This window comes from Roseburia yibonii (assembly GCF_014297335.1).
Classification (GTDB): Bacteria; Bacillota; Clostridia; order Lachnospirales; family Lachnospiraceae; genus Roseburia_D; species Roseburia_D yibonii.
Genome location: NZ_JACOQH010000008.1, coordinates 36140 through 61474, shown reverse-complemented (window position 1 = coordinate 61474; position 25335 = coordinate 36140). Strand labels below are relative to the sequence as shown.

Below are 25335 nucleotides of genomic sequence, written 5' to 3'. Positions count from 1 at the left end.
TTTTTCGAATCATAGGAAATTCCTTCCTATGATTTAAAAACGCTCCGCGGGGATGCGCAGCTCGCGGAGATGAAGTTTATGTTGAACATACCGCTCGCGCGCGAAAGTGTGCGGTAAGCGCACACTTTATTTTACTAGAAGGGAACGAATACACATGGAGAGAGCGGATAGTTATGTGGTGGATACCGAGGCAGCAGTCCGTACATACGCGGATATGGTGTATCGGCTGGCATGTTTGAATACCAATAATAAAGAAACGGCGGAAGATGTATTTCAAACTGTTTTTTTGAAACTCGTATCGCATCAGGAAAGTATTATAAGTGAGGAACATTTAAAGGCGTGGCTGATACGGGTAACGATCAATCAGTGCAAAAGCGTCGCGACGACGGCGTGGAACCGGAAACGGGCGTCATATGAGGACGCAATGCTGATGGAAGAACCGGAGGAACAGGAAGATTTTTCGGATGTTTATGAAGCGGTAAGGGAACTTCCGGACAAATATCGTGATGTCATACACTTGTTTTATTATGAGCAGCTGACGGTAAAGGACATTGCCGGGATACTGGATACCAAGGAGGCAACAGTAAAGACCTGGCTGTCGAGAGGCAGGAAACTGCTTGGCGAAAAATTAAAGGAGGAATATGGGAATGGAAGAATATAAAAAATATGTGGATCATCAGCATGCTCCCGAATCCTTGATCGCAGATACGATAAAAAAAGTAAAGGCAGAAGAAGCGCGGAAGGCACAGACGCAGGAGGCGGCGAAGGTAACCAGGATGCCGCAGGCGGCGGAAGTGCAAAAAAAGAAGAAAAAGCCGTTTGGAAAGATCATGACGGCGGGAATGACGGCAGTAGCGGCAGCGGCGGCGATCGCAGTGCTGGTGCAGGTTTATCCCGCGGGAGATGAGATCCACTATCAGCAGATCGAGGAGCAGAATTTCCGTGGATTCGGAATGCCGGATCGGGAGACGGAAACTTCACTGGAAAAATGCGGACAGACGTTAGGGCTGGATTTTAAAAACCTGATCCCGGGCGAAACATTAAAGAAGGGAGAAGTTTCGGATACGGACGACAAAACGGCGACCCTGAATTATGAAGTGGACGGCAATCTGGTCGCGCTTGAGGTATCCGCATCCGGTCAGCAGGCACCAAAGGAACTCTTAAAAGAAGCGTCACGGGTGGACAAAAAAGAAGTATATCTTGGGGAAAACGGAAAAGAAAACTGCTTTTACGCGGCGTTTGAGAAAGATGGGATTTACTACTATCTCACGGCAAACCACATGGAACGCGATACATTTGAGGGACTGCTTGAGGAAATGTTAAAAGACTGATAGTGGGAAAAATACACTTGAATAAGCGGGCAAAAAATAATAAACTAATAGCATTACAGGTGAATGCAAAAAAGGAGAAGCAAATGAGTTTAGCAGATCAGATCTTTATCGATATGTGCAGGGATATACTGGCAAACGGTGTGAGTACCGAGGGAGAAAAGGTACGCCCGCACTGGGAGGACGGCAGCAGTGCCTATACGATCAAAAAATTCGGCGTGGTGAACCGCTATGATCTTTCCAAAGAATTTCCGGCGATCACGCTGCGGAAAACGGCGATCAAGAGCTGTACGGATGAAATGCTCTGGATCTGGCAGAAAAAATCGAACAATATCCATGACCTGAACAGTCATGTCTGGGATGAGTGGGCAGATGAGAACGGTTCGATCGGAAAGGCGTACGGCTATCAGATGGGCGTAAAGCACGCCTATAAAGAGGGAATGATGGATCAGGTGGACCGCGTGATCTATGACCTCAAAAACAACCCGTTCAGCCGCCGTATTCTGACCAATATCTATGTACATGCGGATCTGCATGAAATGAATCTTTATCCGTGTGCGTACAGTATGACCTTTAATGTCACGCAGAAAAAAGGCGAGGAGAAACTAACTTTAAACGCGATCTTAAACCAGCGTTCCCAGGATATCCTGACCGCAAACAACTGGAATGTCTGCCAGTACGCGGTTTTGGTCCATATGCTGGCACAGGTGTGCGGCATGCAGGTCGGAGAACTGGTTCATGTCATCGCGGACGCGCATATTTATGACAGACATATTCCGCTTGTGGAGGAGCTGATCATAAGAGAGACGCATCCGGCGCCGAAATTCTGGCTGAATCCGGAGATTACAGATTTTTATCAGTTTACACCGGATGATGTGCGGTTAGATGACTATGTGACCGGACCACAGATCAAAAATATTCCGGTTGCGGTATAGGAGGAAAAACAGATGAATTTAATTGCAGCGGTAGACAAAAACTGGGCGATCGGCTATCAGAATAAACTGCTTACAAGCATCCCGGAGGATATGAAGTTCTTCCGTCAGACGACAACCGGAAAAGTTGTCGTGATGGGAAGAAAGACGTTAGAGAGTTTTCCGGGCAAGAAGCCTTTAAAGAACCGTACCAATATCGTATTGACTAAAAATCCGTCCTACCAGGCAGAGGGCGTGATCGTGGTACATAATGAGGACGAACTGCGGGAAGAATTAAAAAAATATGACAGCGAAGATATTTTTGTGATCGGCGGGGAGAGCATCTACCGCCAGTTTCTGGACGAATGCGACAAGGCGTATATCACAAAGATCGAGTATGCGTATACCGCAGACGCGTATTTCCCGAATCTCGATGAGAAAGAGGAATGGAAGATCACGGCGGAGAGTGAGGAGCACACCTGTTTTGACCTTGAATATTTCTTCCTCACTTACGAGAAAAACGCGTAAAAAACGGGCAGTACCAGGATAAGATAAGAAGGGTAAGAATGGAAAATTTTATTTACAGCATCAATGTGACCATGCCGATTTTTTTAGTTATGGTGCTGGGGTATTTTTTAAAACAGATCGGCATGTTGGATGACAACTTTGTCACGGTGGCGAACCGGTTTAACTTTAAGGTCACGCTTCCCTTTATGCTGTTCCGGGATATATCGACCGTGGACATCAAGGCGGTATTTGACTTAAAATACGTTCTGTTCTGCGCGATCGTGAGCACGATCTGCTTTTGGACGGTCTGGGCAGGGGCAAAGCTGTTTTTAAAAGATAAAAGTATGCGGGGAGCGTTTGTACAGGCATCTTTCCGTGGAAGCGCCGCCGTCATGGGAATGGCGTTTATCGAAAATATTTATGGAAGTTCGGCGATGGGACCGCTCATGATCGTAGGAGCAGTTCCACTTTATAATATCTACTCGGTGTTAGTTCTGACATTTGAGGCAAATGAGGAAGACGGAAGACAGGGCGCGGGAAAGATCAAACAGGCTGGGATCAACATCTTAAAAAATCCGATCATCATCGGTATTTTCCTCGGGCTTGTGGTATCGCTGCTCGGCGTACATTTCCCGACGATCGTTGACCGCACGGTGGACAACGTGGCGCGCATGGCGACACCGCTTGCGCTGGTCACGATGGGAGCCGGCTTTGAGGGACGCAAGGCGCTTGCAAAGATCAAACCGACACTTGCGGCATCCTTTATCAAACTGGTTGCGCAGACGGCAGTGTTTCTTCCGATCGCGGCGGCAATGGGATTTACCGGGGAAAAGATCATCGGGATCCTTATCATGCTTGCGGCACCGACCACACCGAGCTGCTACATAATGGCAAAAAATATGAAAAACGACGGAGTGCTGACGGCGAGTATCGTTGTGACGACGACACTGCTTGCGTCGTTTACGCTTACAGGCTGGATCTATCTGTTGAAATGTACCGGACTGATCGGTTAAAAAGAGAAAAAGGAGGAGGATTTTTGTGGATATCACAGGCAGAAAATTATTTGTAAAGGCATTGCAGGAAGAGGGTGTCGATACCGTCTTCGGTTATCCGGGCGGAATGGTGACAGACCTGTTGGATGAATTATACAGACAGGAAGATATCCATGTCGTCCTCCCGCGCCATGAACAGGCGCTGATCCACGAAGCGGAGGGCTATGCGAGATCCACCGGAAAGGTCGGTGTCTGCCTTGTGACGAGCGGACCGGGAGCGACGAACACGATCACCGGGATCGCGGACGCGCATTATGACAGTATTCCGCTCGTATGCTTTACCGGACAGGTGCCACTCAACCTGATCGGAAATGACGCGTTCCAGGAAGTGGATATTGTCGGGATGACCCGCAGTATCACAAAGTACGGCGTGACCGTAAGACGGAGAGAAGACCTCGGGCGCATCATAAAAATGGCGTTTCAGATCGCGTCAAGCGGAAAGCCGGGGCCGGTTCTGGTAGATATCCCAAAAGATATCCAGGTGCAGCCGGGACCTGCGGATTATCCGGCACATGTGGACATCCGGGGCTATAAGATCAATACCGGTGCGCATGTCGGTCAGTTAAAGAAGGCGTACAAACTGTTAAAGGGCGCGGAAAAACCGCTGATCCTTGCCGGCGGCGGCGTCAATATCGCGGGCGCGGGGAAGAATTTAAGAACATTCGCGGAAAAAATGCAGATCCCGGTCGTTACGACGATCATGGGAAAAGGCTCCCTGCCGACCGATCATCCGCTCTATATCGGAAACTGCGGCATGCACGGAAAATACGCTTCCAACAAAGCGGTCAGCGAATGTGATGTGCTCTTTTCCATAGGAACCCGTTTTAATGACCGTATTACCGGCGATCTGAACGAATTTGCGCCTAAGGCAAAGATCATCCACATTGACATCGATACGGCGTCTATTTCGCGAAATGTGGTCGTAGACGTGCCGATCGTAGCCGACGCGAACAGCGCACTCGAAAAACTGATCGAATGGGCGGAAGAAAAAGACACAGCCGCATGGAGAGAGCGGATCGGAAAGTGGGAAAAGGAAAAACCGCTTGCGATGCGCCGGGATGCCGGGATGACACCGCAGATGATCCTTGAAGCACTCAATGCAAAATTCCACGAAGGGATCTTTGTGACCGATGTCGGCCAGCATCAGATGTGGGCGACGCAGTATCTGGAAATGAACGAAAACAAACAGCTCATCACTTCGGGAGGACTTGGAACGATGGGATTCGGTTTCCCAGCGGCGATCGGAGCAAAGATAGGAAATCCGGATCGGCCGGTCATCTGTATTTCCGGGGATGGCGGGATGCAGATGAATATCCAGGAGCTTGCGACAGCGGTGACCGAGGAAGTGCCGGTCATTGTATGTCTGTTCAATAACCATTATCTTGGAATGGTGCGCCAGATGCAGCAGCTTTTCTACGGAAAACGTTATGAGATCACCTGCCTCAGAAAAAGAAAGAGTTGTCCGGCGAACTGCAAGGGACCGAATCCCGCGTGTCCGCCGTACGAACCGGATTTTGTAAAACTTGCGGAGAGCTACGGGGCGTACGGGATCCGTGTCACGAACGCGGATGAGATTACACCTGCGTTGGATGAAGCAATGACACATAAGGACGCGCCGGTCATTATCGAGTTTATGATCGCTTCGGATGAGATCGTTCTGCCGATGGTAAAGAGCGGAAATCCGATGAGTGAGATGATCTTAAAATAGGAGGGACGGAAATGAAGAACAGATGGATCGCGTTATATGTAGAAAATGAAGTCGGTGTACTGGCAAAAGTTTCCGGGCTCTTTTCCGGGAAATCCTACAATCTGCAGAGCCTTACGGTAGGAACGACGGAGGATGAGACGATCTCGCGCATGACGATCGGAGTGTCCAGTGATGACATTACCTTTGAACAGATCAAAAAGCAGTTAAACAGCATGGTGGAAGTCATAAAGGTGATCGACCTCACCAATGTGCCGATCCACATGAAAGAGATCCTGTTCGCGAAGGTACTCGGCTGCAATGTGGAGCAGAAAGCGGAGATCTTCCAGATCGCGCAGGTGTTCGGTGTGCAGGTGGAAGATATCGGCAGTGACAGCGTTCTTTTGGAGTGCAAACTGACGGAGCGCAGAAATAATGAATTAATTGCGCTTTTAAAGGAAAAATATAAAAGGATAGAAGTCGTCCGGGGAGGGGCAGTCGCGATCGAGTCGATCAGCACATCCTGCCGTTGACAAAAATTGTAAAAAAACTGTAATCTGTGCTTGCAGAGATCAAAACTTTGTGCTACTATACTCGGGTGAAAAACAAAGGGTTTTCGGGGCTTGTATGGGCAAAATACCGAAAAATCTTTACTTCATAAAAAATTATTGTATAAATTATTGTAAAATTATAGGAGGAACAACTGTATGCGCAAGACAAAAATTATCTGTACAATGGGACCATCTACGGAAAAGGGTGATACTTTAAAGAAGTTGATCGAAGCCGGTATGAATGTTGCAAGAATGAACTTTTCCCACGGTGATTTCGATGAGCACGGCGGAAGATTAAAGAGTTTAAGAAAATACTCCAAAGAACTTGGTCTGCCGGTTGCAGCGCTGCTTGACACAAAGGGACCGGAAATCCGTCTTGGTGATTTTGAAGCAGGCAGAGTAGAATTAAAAGAAGGACAGGAATTCACCCTGACCGCAAGAGATATCCTTGGAACAGAAAAAGAAGTTTCCATCACATACAAACAGCTTCCGAAAGACGTTAAGCCGGGGTCTTCCATCCTGTTAGATGACGGTCTGATCGGACTTGAAGTAAAAGAAGTATCCGGTGATGACATCGTATGTACCGTAATGAACGGTGGACCGGTTTCCAACCACAAGGGTGTAAATGTTCCTGGAACAGACCTTTCTATGGATTACTTAAGCGAAAAAGATAAGGCAGACCTTATCTGGGGCGCTGAGAATGACGTAGACTTCATCGCAGCTTCTTTCGTACGTGAAGCAGCAGACGTTATCGCGATCCGTGATCTGTTAAAAGCACACGGCGGCGAGAAAATCCAGATCATCGCAAAGATCGAGAACGAGCAGGGTGTTCGTAACATCGACGGCATCTTAGAGGCAGCAGACGGTATCATGGTTGCCAGAGGTGACATGGGTGTTGAAATTCCTTGTGAAGAAGTTCCGGTTGTTCAGAAGAACCTGATCAAGAAAGCAAATCAGGCAGGAAAGATCGTTGTTACCGCAACACAGATGCTTGACTCCATGATCAAGAACCCGAGACCTACCAGAGCAGAAGCAACTGACGTTGCAAACGCTATCTATGACGGTACTGTTGCGATCATGCTTTCCGGCGAGACCGCTGCAGGTGCATATCCGGTAGAAGCATTAAAGACCATGGTTAAGATCGCAGAGCGTACAGAAAAAGATATCAATTACAGAAGACGTTTCTTCGAAAATGACAGAAAAGCAAACCCGGATGTTACAGACGCTATCTGCCACGCTACCTGTACTACAGCGCTTGACTTAAAAGCAAAGGCAATCATCAGCGTTACCAAGTCTGGCCGTTCCGCAAAGATGGTATCCCGTTACAAACCGGATTGCGACATCGTAGCATGTGCAATGGATGAGAAAGTATGCCGTCAGCTGAACCTTGCATGGGGCGTTACTCCGCTTCTGTTAGATGAGCAGAAAGAAGTATTCGACCTGTTTGATGAAGCAGTAGCAGTTGCTGCAAAAGAAAAAGGTTTACAGAAGGGTGATACCGTAGTTATCACTTCCGGTGTACCGATCGGAATGTCCGGTACTACAAACATGTTAAAAGTACAGAATGTTTAAGGTCGATCGACGATCGTTGGTATAGAGACGATACATTTTACAGAGGCAGGAGTTATCCTGCCTCTGTTTTGTGTACTAGCGATGAGGAAAGCATCACGTCTCTGGAACGGCAAGGATGAAACATGAATTTTCCTTATGGAAACAGACAAAACCATAACTTTAAAGCATGTACCGCATAAGCCCTGGGAATAATCTTGACAGAGAAGAAAAAAAGTATAATAATGAATGACAAGGATTTGCTGATGCAAAAAACAAATCGGCAAAAAAATTTTGGAGGTCGATAGATTATGGATATCAGATTTGAAAAAAGAGAAGTATTAAAGGAGAAACCAGATCAGAATAACCTTGGCTTTGGTAAGTATATGACAGATTACATGTTTGTCATGGACTGGACAAAGGATGAAGGATGGCACGACGCGAGAATCGTACCGCAGGGACCGGTTGAATTAGATCCTGCCTGTGTAACACTTCACTACGCACAGGAGACATTTGAAGGATTAAAGGCATACCGCAGAGAGGACGGCAAGATCCAGCTGTTCCGTCCGGAAATGAATGCGAGAAGAATGATCAATTCCAACGCAAGACTCTGTATGCCGGCATTCCCGGAAGATATGTTCGTAGAAGCAGTACGCGCGCTGGTAAAACAGGAAGCTGACTGGGTTCCGTCCAAGCCGAATACTTCCTTATATATCAGACCGTTTATGTTTGCTACGGAAGCAGCACTCGGAGTACATATGGCATCTTCTTACAAATTTATGATCATCTGCTGCCCGGTAGGCGCTTATTACGCAGCAGGCTTAAATCCGGTTAAGATCTTAGTAGAGGACGAACTGGTTCGTGCCGTAAAAGGTGGTACCGGATTTACCAAATGCGGTGGTAACTACGCAGGCTCCATTTTAGGACAGGTAAAGGCAGAAAAGATGGGATATGCTCAGGTACTCTGGCTTGACGGTGAGCATCGTAAATATGTAGAGGAAGTAGGAACCATGAATATCATGTTCAAGATCGGTGGAGAGATCTACACCGCTCCGATCGAAGGAACCGTTCTTCCGGGTGTAACCAGAGATTCCATGATCCATATTTTAAGAGACTGGGGATACAAGGTAAACGAAACACATCTTGCAGTAGATGACCTGATGAAAGCAGGACATGACGGTACACTGGAAGAAGTATTCGGTACCGGTACAGCAGCCGTTATCTCCCCGGTAGGCGAGCTTCGTTACAAAGATGATGTTGTCACGATCAACAACTTTGAGATCGGTGAGCTGACACAGAAACTGTATGATACCTTAACCGGCATCCAGTGGGGCAAGCTGGAAGATAAATATGGCTGGACACAGATCGTAGAATAAAATCGACCAAAAACTCCAAAGAAACAAAAAGATGTGTTATGTCTGCACGATAAGCGGCGGCATAGCACATCTTTTTTGCTTTTTACATATCATATATGGAATGAGAAATAAGAGGTTCTTATGTCAGAAACTAATTTACGCTATTTGCAGAACAATGCGGTCGATAAGGGAAGACTGCAGATCGCAGTAACGACAAGAACCGGATTTCGTCCGATATCGGGAGCCAGAGTCAGGATCTCCTATACCGGAGAGCCGGGAGCGGTCGTAGAGGAGATGCAGACAGATATTTCGGGGCAGACAGAAGTCCTTACGGTCAATGCGCCGCCGTTAGAATATTCCATGGAGCCGTCAGAAAGCCAGCCCTATTCCCAGTATACGGTGCAGGTGGAGGCGGATGGATTCCGGCCGATCGATATTTCCGGTGTCGCGGTGCTGCCGGAGGAAACGGCGCTGCAGGAGGTACAGTTGGAGCCGGAGCAGGCAAGCGGCGATCCGATCGACAATATCGTGATCCCGGCAAATACACTTTACGGGGATTATCCGGCAAAGATCGCGGAAGCGGAGATCAAGCCGGTGACCGAGAGCGGAGAGATCGTGTTAAGCCGGGTGGTGATCCCGGAATACATCATCGTGCATGACGGAGCGCCGGAGGATTCAACGGCAAGGGACTATTACGTCAGATACCGGGATTACATTAAAAATGTAGCGTCGAGTGAGATCTATGCGACCTGGCCGGATGCCACGCTTCGGGCCAACATCCTTGCGATCATGTCGTTTACGCTAAACCGCGTGTATACGGAGTGGTACCGCAACAAAGGCTATAACTATACGATCACATCTTCGACTGCCTATGACCACAAATTTGTATATGGCAGAAATATTTATTCCAATATATCGCGCGTGGTGGATGAGATGTTTGAAAATTATCTGTCCAGACCGAATGTCAGACAGCCGATCCTGACACAGTACTGCGATGGAGAGCGTGTGACCTGCAGCGGATGGATGACGCAGTGGGGCAGCAAATATCTTGGCGACCAGAACTATTCTGCGATCGAGATCCTGCGCTATTATTATGGAAATAATATGTATATCAATGTGGCAGAGGAGATTTCAGGAATTCCGTCTTCCTGGCCGGGTTATAATCTGGAGATCGGATCGACCGGCACCAAGGTGCGCACGATCCAGGAACAGTTGAACCGGATCTCGCAGAATTATCCGGCGATTCCGACCGTTGCGGTTGACGGTGTCTACGGACCCGGAACTGCGCGCGCAGTGGAGGTCTTTCAGTCGGTATTCGGACTTCCGGTGACCGGAGTGGTGGATTTCCCGACCTGGTTTCGGATCTCGGAGATCTATGTCGGGGTTTCGAGGATCGCGGAACTGGTATAGCAGACAGGTGGAACGGCGTGTGCGGGACCGGCACACGTTTTTCCGCTGCCGGTGGCGGAAAATGCGTTTTGGTGCTATAATCAATTCCATTGGAGATCATAGCAGGACAGGAAAGAACGAAGACAAGAGGAAATAGAAATGAAAAATTACAAGATCATTCTGCAATATGACGGAAGCCGCTATAAAGGCTGGCAGACGCAGAAAAATACGGATATGACGATACAGGGGAAGCTGGAGGCTGTTTTGGAGCGCATGGCAGGGCATCCCGTGGAAATACATGGATCCGGAAGGACAGACGCGGGGGTGCATGCGCTGGCACAGACGGCGGATTTTAAACTGGAAGAGCATTTTGATAAAGAGGAGATCTTTACCTATTTAAACGAATATCTGCCTGAGGATATCCGGGTGCTAGAGATCGAGGAGGTACCGCTCCGTTTCCACAGCCGTTACCATGCGGTAAAAAAGACCTACCGCTATACGATCTGGAATGCGCCAAAGGCGGACGTGTTTTTGCGCAAATGGGTGGAAGTGATTCCGGAGGAACTGGATCTTGCGAAGATGCGGGAGGCATCGAAGTTACTCATTGGGACACATGACTTTCTCGCGTTCTGCGGAAACCGGAAGATAAAAAAATCCACGGTGCGCAATGTCATGGCGATCACGATCGGGAAGAAGGAAGAACAGGTGGAGATTACGATCACCGGAAATGGCTTTCTGCAGAACATGGTACGGATCATCGTCGGAACACTGGTAGAAGTGGGGCTTGGAAAACGGAGCGTGGAATCCGTGGGCGAGGCACTCGAAAGCAGAGACAGAGAGCAGGCAGGGTATACGATCTCCCCGCGTGGACTGGCACTGGTGGGGGTGGATTATGAATGAGCGCTGGATAGAGATCCGGAAAGGAGCTGATTTCGCGAAGATCGGAGAGACATTTTCGATCGATCCGGTGATCGCGCGGCTGATCCGGAACCGGGATGTGACCGAGATGGACGAGATCCGATCCTATCTGTACGGAGGAACGGAGGGGCTGCATGATCCGCGAACGATGCGTGACATGGAAAAAGCAGTATCCATTATCACCGATAAGATCAAACAGGGAAAGCAGATCCGCATCATCGGGGACTATGATATTGACGGTGTCAGTGCAACGTACATATTGCTAAAAGGACTGCGGCGTGTGGGCGCGTGTGCCAGTGTAAAAATACCGGATCGCATGAAGGACGGATATGGGATCAATGAGCACCTGATCCTCCGGGCGAAGGAGGACGGGGTCGATACGATCTTAACCTGTGACAACGGCATCGCGGCGCTCGATGCCATCGCCTACGCGAAAAAGGAGGGCATGACCGTTGTTGTGACCGATCACCATGACATCCCGTTTGAGGAGACGGACGGGGAACGCCATTACTTAAAGAGCGAAGCGGACGCGATCGTCAATCCGCATCAGCCGGACTGTGCGTACCCGTACAAAATGCTCTGTGGCGCGGCGATCGCGTGGAAATTTATCCAGGTGTTATATGAGACCTGTGGAATACCGGTGGAAGAGGCGGATGAATTTCTGGAAAACGCGGCGTTTGCGACCGTCGGGGATGTGGTAGATCTGACCGGAGAAAACCGTCTGATCGTGCGTCTCGGTCTGGAAAAGCTGCATCACACGAAAAGTCCGGGGATGCGGGCGCTGATCTTACAGAACAATTTAAGACCCGAAGAAGTAAAATCCTACCATATCGGTTTTGTGCTCGGACCCTGCATCAATGCGAGCGGACGTCTCGACACGGCGAAGCGCTCCCTGGAATTGCTGCTTGCGGAGGATGAAAAGACAGCGTCTGCGTACGCGTCGGATCTGATCGCACTGAATGAGAGCCGCAAGGATATGACGCACCAGGGCGTGGAAGCCGCATGTGAAAAGATCGGGGCGGATGGGATCGACCGGCAGAAGGTCATGATCATTTATCTGCCGGATTGCCACGAGAGTCTTGCGGGGATCATTGCGGGCAGGATCCGCGAGCGTTACAATCATCCGGTGTTCGTCCTTACCGATGCGGAGGATGGCGTCAAAGGCTCCGGGCGTTCGATCGAAGCGTATTCCATGTATGAGGAAATGACAAAGTGCAAGGATCTGTTCACAAAATTCGGCGGGCATCCGATGGCGGCAGGACTGTCACTGCCAAAGGAAAATATCCCGGAATTTGTGAGGCGCATGAATGAAAACTGTACACTCACCGAGGCGGATTTTGCTCCGGTTGTAAACATCGACATTGCCATGCCGCTATGTTATATCACGGAACGCCTGATTGGGCAGCTCAATCTGTTGGAACCGTTCGGAAAGGAAAACACAAAGCCGGTTTTCGCCGCCAGAAATATTCTGGTACACAGTGCGCGCGTGGTCGGAAAAAACGCGAATGTCCTGCGCCTGTCGCTTGTCATGGAGGACGGCAGATGGATGCAGGCGGTTCATTTTGGCGATCCGGAGGACTTTTTTTCGTATGTGCTTGAAAAGTACGGCGAACAGGAAACAGAGCGCTTAAAGGCGGGCAGAGGCAGCAAGGTTGCGATGTCCTTTGTCTACTATCCGAAGATCAACGAATATAACGGGGAGCGCAGCATTCAGATCGTGGTGCAGAAATACCGTTAAACGATTATGAAATTACTATAAAATCTGCCGATGCGGGATTGCCGCCGCAGAAAAAAGATTGTAAAATAAAACAACAATCATACGAATGGATAACAGGGGGATCATGAAATGCCAACCAAAGAAGAATTTACGTTTTTATCGAAAAATGGAAAGACACAGATCCATGCAGTGCGCTGGCTGCCAGATACCGCAGAGTACCGGGCAGTTCTGCAGATCACGCACGGCATGATCGAGTATATTGACCGGTATGACGCCTTTGCCTCGTATCTGGCGTCTCTTGGCTTCCTTGTGGTGGGACATGACCATCTGGGACACGGAGCGTCGGTGGAGACAGAAAAAGACTGGGGATATTTTGCCGATCAGCCGAGTGATACGGTCATTGCGGATATGAACACACTGCGGACGCTGACCGCGAAGGAGCATCCGGGGCTTCCTTATTTTATGCTCGGGCACAGCATGGGGTCTTATATGCTGCGCAAATACCTGTCGATTTATGGAACGGGGCTTGCCGGGGCGGTCATCATGGGAACCGGTTATATTCCGGACAGCCAGGTGAAGATCGCGATCCGCGCGGTGACGGCATCGGCAAAAATACACGGATGGGACTATCACAGTGACCTTGTGCGTAAACTGACGTTTGGAAAGCCGTATCACCGCTATGATCTGACCGGTGCAGACGCGGGGAACAGCTGGCTTACGAAGGATGAAAAGATCGTAAAGGCATACTATTCGGATCCGAGATGTACGTTTACGTTTTCCAATAACGCGTATCTCGGGCTGTTTGAGGCAGTCTATTTTGACAACCGGCCGGAGAATATCGCAAAGATCCCGAAAACGCTTCCTCTGTTTCTGGTTTCCGGCAAGGATGATCCGGTCGGAAATCTGGGAGAGGGCGTGCAGTATGTATACAAAAAATATCAGGAAGCGGGTATTTTGGATACCAGCTGCAAACTTTATGAGAACGACCGGCATGAGATATTAAATGAGACGGACAAAGAGACCGTTTACCGCGATATCGCGGACTGGCTGGAGGCGCGGCTTTAGAAATTTTGACAAAGAAAAAGGTTTGTGGCACAATATCTTACGGAGAATGGGGCAGTATCCAAGGAGGAACAATATGAAAAAAATCGTAAAACCACTGGTCGGCGCACTGCTCGCGGTAGCGATGCTTTCATCTTCGGTTACGGTGGGAGCAGGTACCGTGACCGGAACGATCGAGCAGCAGGATGCCGGAGAGAGCACGTCACAGATCACGGCGGCAGATAAACCCTATCTGTCTCTGGGAGCGGATCTGACGGAAGATCAGAAGGCAACCGTGCTTTCTTTGATGGGCGTGGACGCGTCACAGTTAGATCAGTATGATGTCGTATATGTTACAAACAGTGAGGAACATTCGTATCTGGATTCCTATATCGCGTCAAGCGAGATCGGATCGAGATCCCTCTCTTCGGTGGTGATCGTAAAGAAGGACAGTGGAAGCGGACTGGATATCCAGACGAAGAATATTTCGTTTTGTACCGAGGGAATGTATCAGAACGCCTGCGCGACTGCGGGGATCACGGATGCGGACATCGTAGTGGCGGGACCGACCTCCATTTCCGGTACGGCGGCACTGGTCGGAATCTTTAAAGCTTATTCCGAGATGACCGGACAGGAAATCCCGGAGGACATCATCGATGGCGCGCTCAACGAGCTGGTCGTGACCGGACGGCTGGAGGACAGCATATCGAATGTGGATGGTGAGGATCTGGAGAGCCTGATCGCGTACTTAAAGCAGCAGATGGTAGAAAACGGGCTGGATGATGAAGAGGGGATACAGGATGCGGTGGATGCCGCGTGTGAGGAATATGACATTTCCCTGACAGATGAAGAGAAGGCGCAGATTGTGGATCTGCTCTTAAAATTAAGCAAACTGAATCTGGACGCGGATACGATCAACAAAGCGCAGAAGCTGCTGGACAGTCTGACATCGGTGACAGACAGCGGATCGCAGATCGGAACATTTTTTGCGAACCTCTGGAAGGCAATTTCGGATTTCTTCCAGAATCTGTTCGGATAGACCGCCTGGAAGCAAAAAAAACGGGATGCACAAAGTAAGGTGCATCCCGTTTTGATTTAGAATTTCTTTTTTAAGAGCGCGATAAATTTTTCCATCTGCAGGGGATTTCCCTGGATCTTCTGGACTTTCCTGCGGTTCTCTTCGTTAAACCCGACTAAGATATCGTGATTTGCTTCCGCAAGATAGTCGATGATACCGTCGATGTCGGACTTGATGTTTTTCGGACACTGAATGTATACATGATGGTTTGCGGTAATATGCAGCGTATAGGATATACTAAAGTGGTACCAGAAAACCTTGTGCAGCGTTGAATGTTTGTAGATCCAGACGATCTCTTTGATCGGTACAATGGCAATCCCATAGTTTGAAGTCTCGATAAAAAAGTGCTCTGTGATAAACATATCCTCGGTTGCGAGCTGCGGCAGTGTCGCAAGTTCCTCCTCGGCAAGCGCGAGCAGATCCTTTGGCCGGCCGAATGGGGCAAGGCTGCGGCAGGGAGGCGCAAGATACGGAACTGCCAGATAAAGCAGGAAACTGAGTGCGCTGAAGGCTGCGTATAACCCGCTGAGTGCCAGAAAGATTAAAAGGATATTGTTGGTGACCGGTTTGAAATCCGGCTCACTCAGATAGTAATCGGAAAGTTCTACGCGGATGCCGTCATCGGTCCAGCTGAGGTCATCGGACAGATGGTCTAACAGACGCTCGTAAGAGGAAGTGCCGCGTAAGATGCGCGCGGTCACGGTAGCCTCTTTGATCTCCGGAAGACCTTCTTCACAGGTGGAAGGCGATAAGAGCACGATCAGGCATTCGTCGTCACGCAGGGTGTAGTAGTAATAGCCGCTGTTGTGCCCGAATTCAGACTGGGTGTAGCCGGTAAAATACAACTCGGACAGTGTGGTCTGAATGTAATGATGATGCCTGTCATAAAGCAGCTCAAAAGAATCGGAAGTTCCTGTTTTTAAAGGAAATACAACCGATGAAATATTAAAATAAAACCAGATAAAGATAAGCAGCGCAAGATAGATTAATGGTGCGGGAAGCCGCTTTTTATATAAAGAACGTATGCTTTTCGTAATATGATGTTCGTAATTTTCCAACGTGATTCCTCCGAAAGGTAAAATAATGCGAAAAGTTGTCGCAGCTTTAAGTATACGGTTTTTACAGAAAATAATCAAGGCGGATGCGGCTTGATTTTCGGGGGGAAAGTTGGTAGTATAAGTAGAAACGATGGAAAAGAAGAAATTTCAGGAAAGAGAGAAATAAAATGGCAGATTATATGATAAGAGCAACAGCGGCAGAAGGACAGATCCGTGCTTTTGCCGTCACCTCCAAAGAACTTGTGGAGGAGGCGAGAAAACGCCACAATACAAGCCCGATCGTCACAGCGGCACTGGGAAGACTGATGTCCGGCGCGGTTATGATGGGAAGCATGATGAAAGGGGAAAAGGATCTTCTTACGATCCGTGTCAACGGGGACGGTCCGATGCGCGGGATGACAGTTACGGCAGACGCGGCCGGAAATGTCAAGGGTTATCCGTTTGTCCCGGATGTGGTACTTCCGGCGAATGCGCTCGGCAAGCTCGATGTCGCAGGCGCGATCGGAGCGGGAAATATGAGTGTGATCAAGGATATGGGATTAAAGGAGCCTTATATCGGACAGACCGCGCTGCAGACCGGTGAGATCGCGGAGGATCTGACCTATTATTTTGCAGTGTCAGAGCAGGTGCCGTCAGCCGTAGGGCTTGGTGTTTTGATGAATAAGGAAAATACCGTAGAACAGGCGGGCGGATTCATCATCCAGCTTATGCCGTTTGCGGAGGAAGAAGTCATCGAAAAACTGGAAAAAAAGGTGGCGGAGGTTACTTCCGTGACAAGCCTTTTGGCACAGGGATACAATCCGGAGATGATCTTACAAAAGCTGCTTGGGAATCTTGGCCTTGAGATCACAGAAAACATGCCGGTGCGCTTTTACTGCGGATGTTCCAAAGAGCGTGTGACAAAGGCGCTTGCAAGCATAAGCAGGGCGGAACTGGATGAAATTATAAAAGATGGAAAACCGATCGAGGTAAACTGCGACTTCTGTAATATGCATTATACCTTCGATATAGACGAATTAAAGGAGATTGGAAAGTGAGACAGGGATTTATCAGGGTCGCGGCGGTGACACCGAAGGTGACGGTCGCTGACCCGGCGGAGAATGCGAAAAAAATCGTCGCGCTCGCAGAGGATGCGGCGAAAAACGGCGCGAAGATTATTGTATTTCCGGAACTTTGCATTACAGCATACAGCTGTGGCGATCTGTTTTTGCAGGAGACTTTACTGCGTGAGGCAAAAACGGCGCTGATCGCGGTCGCGGAACAGACAAAGGAGCTCAACGCGCTTCTTTTTGTCGGTCTGCCGTATGAACATCTTGGAAAACTCTACAATGTGGCAGCTGCGATCAATCACGGGAAAATCCTCGGACTGGTGCCAAAGACCTGCATTCCGAATTACGGTGAATTTTATGAGGCGCGCCATTTCGCGAGAGGGATGAAGCAGGTAGAGGAAACACAGTTTTTACCGGAGCTTCGTCTTCCGATCGGAACCGATCAGATCTTTTGCTGTGACCAGATGCCGGAGCTTCGTGTGGCGGCAGAGATCTGTGAGGATCTGTGGACACCGCAGCCGCCGAGTATCGCACATGCGCTTGCGGGAGCGAATGTGATCGTAAATCTTTCGGCGAGTGATGAGACGACCGGAAAAGACCGTTACCGCACGGCGCTGGTCGCAGGGCAGTCCGCAAGGCTTTTGTGTGGGTATGTATACGCGAGTGCCGGAGACGGGGAGTCCACGCAGGATGTGGTTTATTCCGGGCACAACATTATCGCGGAAAACGGCACGGTATTAAAGGAAGCGAAGCGCTTTGCCAATGAGACGGTCTATTCAGAGTTTGATATCTTCCGCCTGAATGCAGAGCGCCGTAAAATGACAACGTTTGAACAGAAAAGCGGGAATTATGTAAATCAGATATTCCATTTGAAATCCGAGGAGACCACACTGACACGTTTCATCGATCCGGCTCCGTTTGTGCCGGGCAGCAAGGTGGACAGAGACAGACGGTGTGAGGAGATCCTTTCCATCCAGTCGATGGGATTAAAGAAACGTCTGGAGCATACACACTGCAAAAACGCGGTCGTAGGCATTTCCGGCGGGCTGGATTCCACACTGGCGCTTCTTGTCACAGTGCGCGCGTTTGACCTGCTTGGACTGGAACGTGGACAGATCACAGCGGTCACGATGCCGGGATTTGGAACAACGGACCGGACCTATGAGAATGCGGTGAAGCTGATCCGGTGTCTGGGCGCGGAATTCCGGGAGATTCCTATCGCGGATGCCGTGCGCGTCCACTTCCGGGACATCGGGCAGGACGAGACCGTCCATGATGTTACTTATGAGAACGGACAGGCGAGAGAACGGACACAGATCTTAATGGACATCGCGAATAAAAACGGCGGCATGGTCATCGGAACCGGAGATATGTCAGAGCTTGCGCTTGGATGGGCGACTTACAACGGCGATCATATGTCCATGTACGGGGTCAACGCCTCGGTGCCGAAGACGCTGGTGCGCCATCTGGTTTCCTATTACGCGGATGTCTGCGGAGATGAGGAATTAAAAGAAGTGCTCCTTGACGTGTTGGATACGCCGGTCAGCCCGGAATTGCTGCCTCCGGAGGATGGCAAGATTGCGCAGAAGACAGAAGATATCGTAGGGCCTTATGAACTGCATGATTTCTATCTCTATTATATCCTGCGTTTCGGCTATACGCCGTCCAAGATCTACCGCCTGGCGAAGATCGCGTTTGACGGGGTATATGAGAAAGAGACGATCCTAAAGTGGTTGAAGACATTTTACCGCAGGTTCTTTGCGCAGCAGTTTAAACGCTCCTGTCTGCCGGACGGACCGAAAGTCGGTACGGTTGCGGTATCCCCGCGCGGGGATCTCAGAATGCCGAGTGACGCGGCAGCGGCAGCCTGGCAGAGAGAACTGGAAGCGTTAGAAGAATAGGACGTAAAAAAACGGGATATTCCGATCTGGAATATCCCGTTTGGATTATTGAGATTAAGGAAGCTGTTCCTGCAGCACCTGATCCTCCGCTTTCTGGAAAGCGTGACCGTAGATCACGGAGTGCGCGACTGCGGCGAGCACAAAAGCGGTGATCACGTCAAAGACCGAATGCTGTTTTAAAAACATGGTAGCAAGGATAATGCTTGCCATCAGTACAAAGGACAGCCTGCGAACGCCCTTTTTGTTTTTGAAACATTCACTGTTTATAATGGCAATATGTACGCCGAGCGAATTGTAAACATGAATGCTCGGAAAAAGATTGGTGGGAGTATCCGTCGCATACAGCCATTTTACCAGATCCACACAGATATTGTCTCTGGCAAACGTAGTCGGGCGCAGATACTGACCGTTTGGATAGATCGTGGAAAAGATCAGAAAAACAGTCATTCCGGTAAACAGAAACGCGCACAGCTTATACCAGTCTGTGGTACTGTGTAAAAAGAAATACGCCATCGCGAACGCAATGTAAAAAAACCATAAAAAATAGGGGATGACGAAAAATTCGATAAATGGAATATAATCGTCGATCGCCATATGGATGACGTTAAAATGAACCGTCACCTTTTTTTCCAGGTACTGAAACCATGGCAGATAAATCAGAAAATAGAGTAAAAGCAGTCCGTGCTTATATTTCTGAAACCATGCCATAAACCGTTCTTTTGATAAGGTTTTCATAAAACACCAGTCCTTTTCTACAATCGAATCGTATCTAATGTGGGATTATAGCATAAGAAAATAGAAAGAACAATTCTTTTCAAATTATTTTAAGAAATTTTAAGAAAATATTACAATTACCGGAAAACATTGACAATAGATTTGGAAAGATTATATGATAAAGAATGTTTGAGTATATAAGATGAAAGAAAAAAGAGGCAGAAATTATGAAAAAAGAAAAACAGAAAAGAGGGAAAAAGCAGATTGTCCTGATCGTGGCTGGCATCGTGATCGGCGTGCTTGCAGTGATCTATCTGGCGTTTGCTTTTTATTTTCACAGCCATTTTTTGTTCCATACAAAGATCAACGGCATGGACAGTTCCTGTGCGACCGTTTCTGACGTGGAAGATAAGATAAGGAACGGAATCGATGGCTATACACTTTCCATAGAGGAACGGGATGGAAAGACAGAGACGATAAGCGGAAAAGACATATCGGTCACACCGCAGTTCGACGGCAGTCTGGAGGAATGCTTAAAGAAGCAGAATCCGTTTGGATGGATCGCTTCTTTATTTAAGGATTCAGAGTACAGTATGGATACGATGATATCCTATGATGAGGATGAACTGGCAAAGGTGATGAACGATCTGGACTGCATGGACAGTGACACGCAGGTGGCACCGGAAAACGCAAAGATCTCAGAGTATTCCAGGGAAGATGGCTACACAGTGATCCCGGCGGAATACGGAACGACCATCAACGCGGACGCACTGAAAGAGGCGGTAAATAACGCGATCACCAATCTGAATGAGGACATATCCTTAGAGGACAGCGGTTGTTACATAGATCCGGAGATCACAGAGGATGATGAGCAGATCAAAGCTGCGGCAGATACCTTAAATCAGTACGCGGGCGCAAAGATCACCTACGACTTCGGAGATGAAAAAGAAGAGCTTGACGCGTCAGAGATCACTGACTGGTTTACAGTTTCGGATGATATGACGGTCAGTGTGGATGAAGATAAGCTTGCTTCTTATGTAAAAGAGCTTGCGGCATCCCACAATACAGCAGGACAGGATAAAACGCTTACGATGACGGGCGGCGGAACGGTGACAGTTCCGGGCGGAAGCTACGGATGGAAGATCGACCAGGCGGCAGAGCGCGAACAGCTTTTGGCGGATATAAAAAGCGGTCAGTCCGTGGAACGTGAGCCGGAGTACTCACAGCGTGCCAACAGCCATGGGGCGAACGACTACGGCAATACCTATGTGGAGATCAATCTGACCACACAGCATTTATACTTCTATAAAAACGGAGCGCTTGTGGTAAGTTCTGATTTTGTATCGGGAAAAGTTGCGGCGGATCATGATACGCCGACCGGCGCGTATTTTGTCAACAGCAGGGAGACGAACCGTACCCTGCGCGGGGAAGACTATGAATCCTTTGTAAATTACTGGATGCCGTTTAACGGTGGTGTTGGAATGCATGACGCGACCTGGAGAAGTTCTTTCGGCGGACAGATCTACCTGCGCGGAGGATCACACGGCTGTATCAATCTTCCGGTCAGCGCGGCAAAGACGATCTATGAAAATATCGAAGTCGGGGACGCGGTACTGGTGTTCCAGACAGAGCCGACACCGGATGTGTCAGCACCGCAGGTAACACCGGAAACGATCATTTCCGAAATCGACAGCATCGGACCGGTGACACTGGAGAGCGCGACGATCATGGCAACGATCCGCAGCCAGTATAATGCGCTTTCGGACGAGGACAAGGCAAAAGTGACCAACTACGAGACTTTTGTTGCGGATGAGGCAGCACTGTCAGCGCTTCAGGAAGGCGGACAGCAGCAGTAAATCAAAAACAGTAAGAACAGCAAAACGCATGACGCGGGCGCTGCCGGATAGCAGAGATGGATATCCGGCGGCGCCCGTTTTTTGACTATATGCCGGATAAATGAAGAAAAATTATCAGAAAATTGGGCACATTGACAAGTCGGACAGAAGAAATTATACTAATATCAGGATACAAAGAGCACATTTTAGAGACATACAGGAGAAGGACAATGGGAAGAAAAAAGAAAGAGACAATCGAACTGCGCTATTATGATATTCCGCAAAAAGAATATGTTATGGCACTGTTAGGAGAAGAGTGGATCCGTGACTACGGAAGTGGAGTCACGCATCTGCATTTCCATAATATGATGGAGATCGGATATTGCAGGGACGGCAGGGGAACAGTAACGCTGGATGAGGATACACTGGCGTATGAGCCGGAAACATTATGCGTGATACCGAAGAATTATCCGCATACGACAGACAGTGAAGACGGGCGGAAAAGTTACTGGGAGTATCTCTACTTTGATCCGGAGACGATACTTCGGAACATGTATCCGGATAATGAATTATATCAGAATAAGTTACTTCGCCTGATCAACCGGAAAGCGCATGGACTGCGGGCAAGGGATTATCCGCAGCTTGTTACGATCGTGCTCACGATCATGGAGGAGATGCGTGGAAAGCGGGAATTTTATACGGATACGGTGAATGCGCTTACGACAGCTCTCCTGCTTGAGATTGCCCGGTTAAACTGCGATAAGCCGGAGGAACTTTTTGAGGCAAGAAGACCGGGAGTTTCCCAGATCAAGAACGCGCTTGATTATATCAGTACCGGATATAAGGAGAGTATACGAATTGAAATGCTTGCGGAGAAATGCAATATGAGTGAAACGCATTTCCGCAGGCTGTTTGTGGAATATATGCATATGACACCGGTGGATTATATCAACATGATACGGGTACAGATGGCGTGTGAACTGATGAAAAAGACGAACGATTCAATGGATGAGATCGCAATGAAAGTCGGATTTGCAACAACTTCCACCTTTAATCGTAATTTTAAGCGGATCGTTGGGACAACGCCTTACCAATGGAAGAAAAATCCCAAAAATTACGAGAGCAAACTGCTTTCTTTTCATATTTCTGCCGAAAAAGGATGGTAAAAAATGCATTTATTTTACAACATGGTTGAATATGCATGTTTTACAGATGATTCTACACCCTACAACAGGAGATGATTTGGTATAATGCATATATAATGAAAGACAGAAAGAAATAAAGTGTACAAAATACACAAACAAAAAACAGGGGTGATTTCAAACTGTCGTCATTGTAAATAAACACATTGGGAGGAAAACACTATGAAAAAGAAAATCGTATCACTTATGCTGGTATCAGCAATGGCAGTTTCTATGGTAGCCTGCGGAAGCTCAGGCAGTTCAGGCTCCACAGGCACAAGCGGAGATTCAGCTTCTGGATCTACCGAATCTGCGGCAGCAGGCAGCGATGAGAACACACTTACCGTGTGGTGCTGGGATCCGGCGTTCAATATTTTCGCAATGAACGAGGCTGCAAAGGTATATCAGAAAGATCATCCGGATGTTACCGTAAATGTAGTTGAGACACCTTGGGAGGATGTCCAGACAAAACTTACGACAGCAGCTACTTCCGGAGATTTAAGTACATTACCGGATATCCTGTTAATGCAGGATAACGCGTTCCAGAAAAACGTAATCAGCTATCCGGATGCGTTTACAGATCTTACAGACAGCGGAATTGATTTTTCACAGTTTGCAGAAGGAAAAACAGCATACTCTGTAGTAGATGGCAAGAACTATGGTGTTCCGTTTGATAACGGTGCAGTTGTCGGATGCTATCGTACCGATCTCTTAGAGCAGGCCGGACTTACGGTAGATGATTTCACAGATATCACATGGGATCAGTACATTGAAAACGGAAAGAAAGTACTCGAAGCAACCGGCAAGCCGTTGATCTCCATGCAGGCTGGCGAGTGTGATCTGATCATGATGATGCTTCAGTCCGCCGGATCTTCTCTTTTTAATGAGGACGGAACAGCGAATATCGTAAATAACGATGTATTAAAAGAAGTTGCTGAAACTTATAAAGAAATGAAAGACAGCGGCGTGCTGATCGAAGTAAACAGCTGGGATGAATATGTTGGTTCCATCACAAACGGTGATGTTGCAGGAACCATCAACGGATGCTGGATCATGGCTTCCATTCAGACAGCAGAAGATCAGTCCGGTAACTGGGCGATCACCAATATGCCAAGACTGGTTGACGCGAAAGACGCTACCAACTATTCAAACAATGGTGGATCATCCTGGGCTGTAACAGCAAACTGCAAGAACAAAGACCTTGCATATGATTTCCTGGCAAGCACATTTGCAGGAAGCACAGAACTTTATGATAACATCCTTTCCTGTGGCGCGATCGCAACATGGGCACCGGCTGGTGACTCTGATGCATATGCACAGCCGAACGATTTCTTCGGCGGCGATGCAGTATCTGCCAAGATCGTAGATTTCGCTACAAAAGTACCGTCTAACATTACAGGCGTTTACTACTATGAAGCTCGTGACGCAGTTGCTACCGCTATTACAAACGTGATCGCAGGCTCTGACATTGATACCGAACTTCAGACAGCAGAAGACACAGTAAACTTTAATATGGGTCAGTAATACTGATATCAGAAGGGGAGAACGGTTCTAACCGGCTGTTCTCCCTTTTTCTTCCAAAACAACATGCGAAGACGCAAAAAGGAGGGAGTTTCCTTGAGTAAGCCATCAAAAAAAATGTCATTGGATAAAAGAAATAACCTGACCGGATGGGCATTCTTAACACCGGCGGCATTACTGATTCTGGTAATGAGTTTTGTGCCCATGGTAAAGGCATTCATTTTGTCTTTCCAGACTGGCGTAGGGGCTGCAATGAAACCCTGCGGCATTTCGAATTACACACGAATGTTCAAGGACACTGTATTTATGCAGTCCGTTAAAAATACATTTTTCTACCTGATCATTCAGGTGCCGATCATGTTGATCCTGGCACTGATCTTAGCTTCGATCTTAAACAACCGGAACTTAAGATTCAAAGGATTGTTCCGTACGATGATCTTTTTGCCGTGTGCGACATCACTGGTAGCATATGCGACCATTTTCCGTACACTGTTTGCAAACAACGGTATCATCAATCTGTTTCTGGTAAAGATCGGTATTTTAGATGCGCCATATTCTTTCCTGACACATCCAATCAGCGCAAAGATCGTCATTATCCTGGGTCTCCTCTGGAGATGGACAGGATACAACATGGTATTTTATCTGTCCGGACTGCAGAACATTGAATATTCCGTATATGAAGCGGCAAAGATCGACGGAGCTTCTCCGGTGCAGACCTTCTTTAAGATCACCGCACCGCTCTTAAAACCGACGATCCTTCTTACAGCGATCATGTCTACCAATGGTACCCTGCAGCTGTTCGATGAATCCGTAAACTTGACAGACGGTGGACCTGCAAACGCTTCGATCACAATGTCTCATTACATTTACAATATGTCCTTTAAATATGTGCCGAATTTCGGATACGCAGCTGCAATGTCATTCTTTATCCTGATACTGGTTGCTATTCTGGCATTTATTCAGATGAAAGTAGGTGACAAACGTGACTAAAGGTAAA

The 25335-nt window shown here is 48.2% G+C and carries 22 protein-coding genes; 20 read left to right on the top strand and 2 right to left on the bottom strand.

From position 1 onward, the window contains the following. The first annotated feature begins 154 nt into the window (after positions 1–154). The 14 genes from H8Z76_RS10855 to H8Z76_RS10790 all read left to right on the top strand — a co-directional run bounded on the left by H8Z76_RS10855 (position 155) and on the right by H8Z76_RS10790 (position 15040). Entirely contained in the window at positions 155–661 is a 507-nt protein-coding gene (locus H8Z76_RS10855; protein WP_022516351.1) for an RNA polymerase sigma factor, read from the top strand. Then, positions 648–1331, top strand: coding sequence for a hypothetical protein (locus H8Z76_RS10850; RefSeq protein WP_186982488.1), 684 nt, complete (start codon positions 648–650; stop codon positions 1329–1331). The genes H8Z76_RS10855 and H8Z76_RS10850 overlap by 14 nt, the downstream gene beginning before the upstream one ends. A gap of 83 nt (positions 1332–1414) precedes the next feature. After that, positions 1415–2263, top strand: coding sequence for a thymidylate synthase (gene thyA / locus H8Z76_RS10845; protein WP_186982487.1), 849 nt, complete (start codon positions 1415–1417; stop codon positions 2261–2263). Positions 2264–2275: 12 nt separating this feature from the next. Next, positions 2276–2767, top strand: coding sequence for a dihydrofolate reductase (locus tag H8Z76_RS10840; RefSeq protein WP_186982486.1), 492 nt, complete (start codon positions 2276–2278; stop codon positions 2765–2767). A gap of 38 nt (positions 2768–2805) precedes the next feature. Further along, positions 2806–3759, top strand: coding sequence for an AEC family transporter (locus H8Z76_RS10835; RefSeq protein ID WP_147618894.1), 954 nt, complete (start codon positions 2806–2808; stop codon positions 3757–3759). A gap of 25 nt (positions 3760–3784) precedes the next feature. Continuing rightward, positions 3785–5506, top strand: coding sequence for a biosynthetic-type acetolactate synthase large subunit (gene ilvB / locus H8Z76_RS10830; RefSeq protein ID WP_186982485.1), 1722 nt, complete (start codon positions 3785–3787; stop codon positions 5504–5506). 11 nt (positions 5507–5517) lie between these two features. Beyond that, positions 5518–6015 carry an acetolactate synthase small subunit gene (ilvN, locus tag H8Z76_RS10825; RefSeq protein WP_022515479.1) on the top strand — a complete coding sequence of 166 codons (498 nt, stop codon included), beginning with the start codon at positions 5518–5520 and terminating at the stop codon, positions 6013–6015. Between the two features lie 174 nt (positions 6016–6189). Beyond that, a complete protein-coding gene (pyk, locus tag H8Z76_RS10820) occupies positions 6190–7605 on the top strand; it encodes a pyruvate kinase (RefSeq protein WP_022515478.1) in 1416 nt (471 codons plus the stop codon). A gap of 287 nt (positions 7606–7892) precedes the next feature. Further along, positions 7893–8957 carry a branched-chain amino acid aminotransferase gene (locus H8Z76_RS10815; RefSeq protein WP_022515477.1) on the top strand — a complete coding sequence of 355 codons (1065 nt, stop codon included), beginning with the start codon at positions 7893–7895 and terminating at the stop codon, positions 8955–8957. Positions 8958–9077: 120 nt separating this feature from the next. Then, a complete protein-coding gene (locus H8Z76_RS10810) occupies positions 9078–10346 on the top strand; it encodes a peptidoglycan-binding protein (protein ID WP_186982484.1) in 1269 nt (422 codons plus the stop codon). Between the two features lie 138 nt (positions 10347–10484). Then, complete coding sequence (gene truA / locus H8Z76_RS10805) at positions 10485–11225, top strand: tRNA pseudouridine(38-40) synthase TruA (protein ID WP_186982483.1); 741 nt, start codon at positions 10485–10487, stop codon at positions 11223–11225. Beyond that, a complete protein-coding gene (recJ, locus tag H8Z76_RS10800; RefSeq protein ID WP_186982482.1) occupies positions 11218–12981 on the top strand; it encodes a single-stranded-DNA-specific exonuclease RecJ in 1764 nt (587 codons plus the stop codon). The genes truA and recJ overlap by 8 nt, the downstream gene beginning before the upstream one ends. A gap of 108 nt (positions 12982–13089) precedes the next feature. Beyond that, positions 13090–14025: an alpha/beta fold hydrolase gene (locus H8Z76_RS10795; protein ID WP_022515473.1), complete on the top strand. Its 936-nt coding sequence runs from the start codon at positions 13090–13092 to the stop codon at positions 14023–14025. A 73-nt stretch (positions 14026–14098) separates the two neighbouring features. Further along, a complete protein-coding gene (locus H8Z76_RS10790; RefSeq protein ID WP_243240534.1) occupies positions 14099–15040 on the top strand; it encodes a DUF1002 domain-containing protein in 942 nt (313 codons plus the stop codon). 56 nt (positions 15041–15096) lie between these two features. Here H8Z76_RS10790 and H8Z76_RS10785 read toward each other — a convergent pair whose 3' ends face one another. Then, positions 15097–16137 carry a DUF6709 family protein gene (locus tag H8Z76_RS10785; protein WP_186982481.1) on the bottom strand — a complete coding sequence of 347 codons (1041 nt, stop codon included), beginning with the start codon at positions 16135–16137 and terminating at the stop codon, positions 15097–15099. A 167-nt stretch (positions 16138–16304) separates the two neighbouring features. On the opposite strand from H8Z76_RS10785, the gene hslO reads away from it, so the two are divergent. After that, positions 16305–17174, top strand: a complete 870-nt coding sequence (gene hslO, locus H8Z76_RS10780) for an Hsp33 family molecular chaperone HslO (protein ID WP_186982480.1) — start codon at positions 16305–16307, stop codon at positions 17172–17174. Further along, the gene (locus H8Z76_RS10775) at positions 17171–19087 is read left to right on the top strand and encodes an NAD(+) synthase (RefSeq protein WP_186982479.1); all 1917 of its coding nucleotides are present in this window, start codon (positions 17171–17173) and stop codon (positions 19085–19087) included. The genes hslO and H8Z76_RS10775 overlap by 4 nt, the downstream gene beginning before the upstream one ends. A 54-nt stretch (positions 19088–19141) precedes the next feature. On the opposite strand, the gene H8Z76_RS10770 is transcribed toward H8Z76_RS10775, so the two are convergent. Next, positions 19142–19822, bottom strand: a complete 681-nt coding sequence (locus H8Z76_RS10770) for a phosphatase PAP2 family protein (protein WP_147618885.1) — start codon at positions 19820–19822, stop codon at positions 19142–19144. Between the two features lie 206 nt (positions 19823–20028). Between H8Z76_RS10770 and H8Z76_RS10765 the strand changes: the two genes are divergently transcribed. The 4 genes from H8Z76_RS10765 (at position 20029) to H8Z76_RS10750 (ending at position 25328) form a co-directional block, all read left to right on the top strand. Next, the gene (locus tag H8Z76_RS10765) at positions 20029–21657 is read left to right on the top strand and encodes a L,D-transpeptidase family protein (protein WP_147618884.1); all 1629 of its coding nucleotides are present in this window, start codon (positions 20029–20031) and stop codon (positions 21655–21657) included. Positions 21658–21866: 209 nt separating this feature from the next. Beyond that, the gene (locus H8Z76_RS10760; RefSeq protein WP_186982478.1) at positions 21867–22802 is read left to right on the top strand and encodes an AraC family transcriptional regulator; all 936 of its coding nucleotides are present in this window, start codon (positions 21867–21869) and stop codon (positions 22800–22802) included. A gap of 198 nt (positions 22803–23000) precedes the next feature. Beyond that, the gene (locus H8Z76_RS10755; protein WP_022516069.1) at positions 23001–24341 is read left to right on the top strand and encodes an ABC transporter substrate-binding protein; all 1341 of its coding nucleotides are present in this window, start codon (positions 23001–23003) and stop codon (positions 24339–24341) included. Positions 24342–24455: 114 nt separating this feature from the next. Continuing rightward, positions 24456–25328 carry a carbohydrate ABC transporter permease gene (locus tag H8Z76_RS10750; RefSeq protein ID WP_147618970.1) on the top strand — a complete coding sequence of 291 codons (873 nt, stop codon included), beginning with the start codon at positions 24456–24458 and terminating at the stop codon, positions 25326–25328. Positions 25329–25335 lie beyond the last annotated feature (7 nt).

Coding starts and splice junctions, on each gene's coding strand:
- ilvN (WP_022515479.1), top strand. CDS start 5,518: ATGAAGAACAGATGGATCGCGTTATATGTAGAAAATGAAGTCGGTGTA.
- truA (WP_186982483.1), top strand. CDS start 10,485: ATGAAAAATTACAAGATCATTCTGCAATATGACGGAAGCCGCTATAAA.
- H8Z76_RS10840 (WP_186982486.1), top strand. CDS start 2,276: ATGAATTTAATTGCAGCGGTAGACAAAAACTGGGCGATCGGCTATCAG.
- H8Z76_RS10815 (WP_022515477.1), top strand. CDS start 7,893: ATGGATATCAGATTTGAAAAAAGAGAAGTATTAAAGGAGAAACCAGAT.
- H8Z76_RS10790 (WP_243240534.1), top strand. CDS start 14,099: ATGAAAAAAATCGTAAAACCACTGGTCGGCGCACTGCTCGCGGTAGCG.
- recJ (WP_186982482.1), top strand. CDS start 11,218: ATGAATGAGCGCTGGATAGAGATCCGGAAAGGAGCTGATTTCGCGAAG.
- H8Z76_RS10795 (WP_022515473.1), top strand. CDS start 13,090: ATGCCAACCAAAGAAGAATTTACGTTTTTATCGAAAAATGGAAAGACA.
- pyk (WP_022515478.1), top strand. CDS start 6,190: ATGCGCAAGACAAAAATTATCTGTACAATGGGACCATCTACGGAAAAG.
- H8Z76_RS10760 (WP_186982478.1), top strand. CDS start 21,867: ATGGGAAGAAAAAAGAAAGAGACAATCGAACTGCGCTATTATGATATT.
- H8Z76_RS10770 (WP_147618885.1), bottom strand. CDS start 19,822: ATGAAAACCTTATCAAAAGAACGGTTTATGGCATGGTTTCAGAAATAT.
- H8Z76_RS10750 (WP_147618970.1), top strand. CDS start 24,456: ATGTCATTGGATAAAAGAAATAACCTGACCGGATGGGCATTCTTAACA.
- hslO (WP_186982480.1), top strand. CDS start 16,305: ATGGCAGATTATATGATAAGAGCAACAGCGGCAGAAGGACAGATCCGT.
- H8Z76_RS10855 (WP_022516351.1), top strand. CDS start 155: ATGGAGAGAGCGGATAGTTATGTGGTGGATACCGAGGCAGCAGTCCGT.
- H8Z76_RS10835 (WP_147618894.1), top strand. CDS start 2,806: ATGGAAAATTTTATTTACAGCATCAATGTGACCATGCCGATTTTTTTA.
- H8Z76_RS10810 (WP_186982484.1), top strand. CDS start 9,078: ATGTCAGAAACTAATTTACGCTATTTGCAGAACAATGCGGTCGATAAG.
- H8Z76_RS10765 (WP_147618884.1), top strand. CDS start 20,029: ATGAAAAAAGAAAAACAGAAAAGAGGGAAAAAGCAGATTGTCCTGATC.
- H8Z76_RS10755 (WP_022516069.1), top strand. CDS start 23,001: ATGAAAAAGAAAATCGTATCACTTATGCTGGTATCAGCAATGGCAGTT.
- H8Z76_RS10850 (WP_186982488.1), top strand. CDS start 648: ATGGAAGAATATAAAAAATATGTGGATCATCAGCATGCTCCCGAATCC.
- thyA (WP_186982487.1), top strand. CDS start 1,415: ATGAGTTTAGCAGATCAGATCTTTATCGATATGTGCAGGGATATACTG.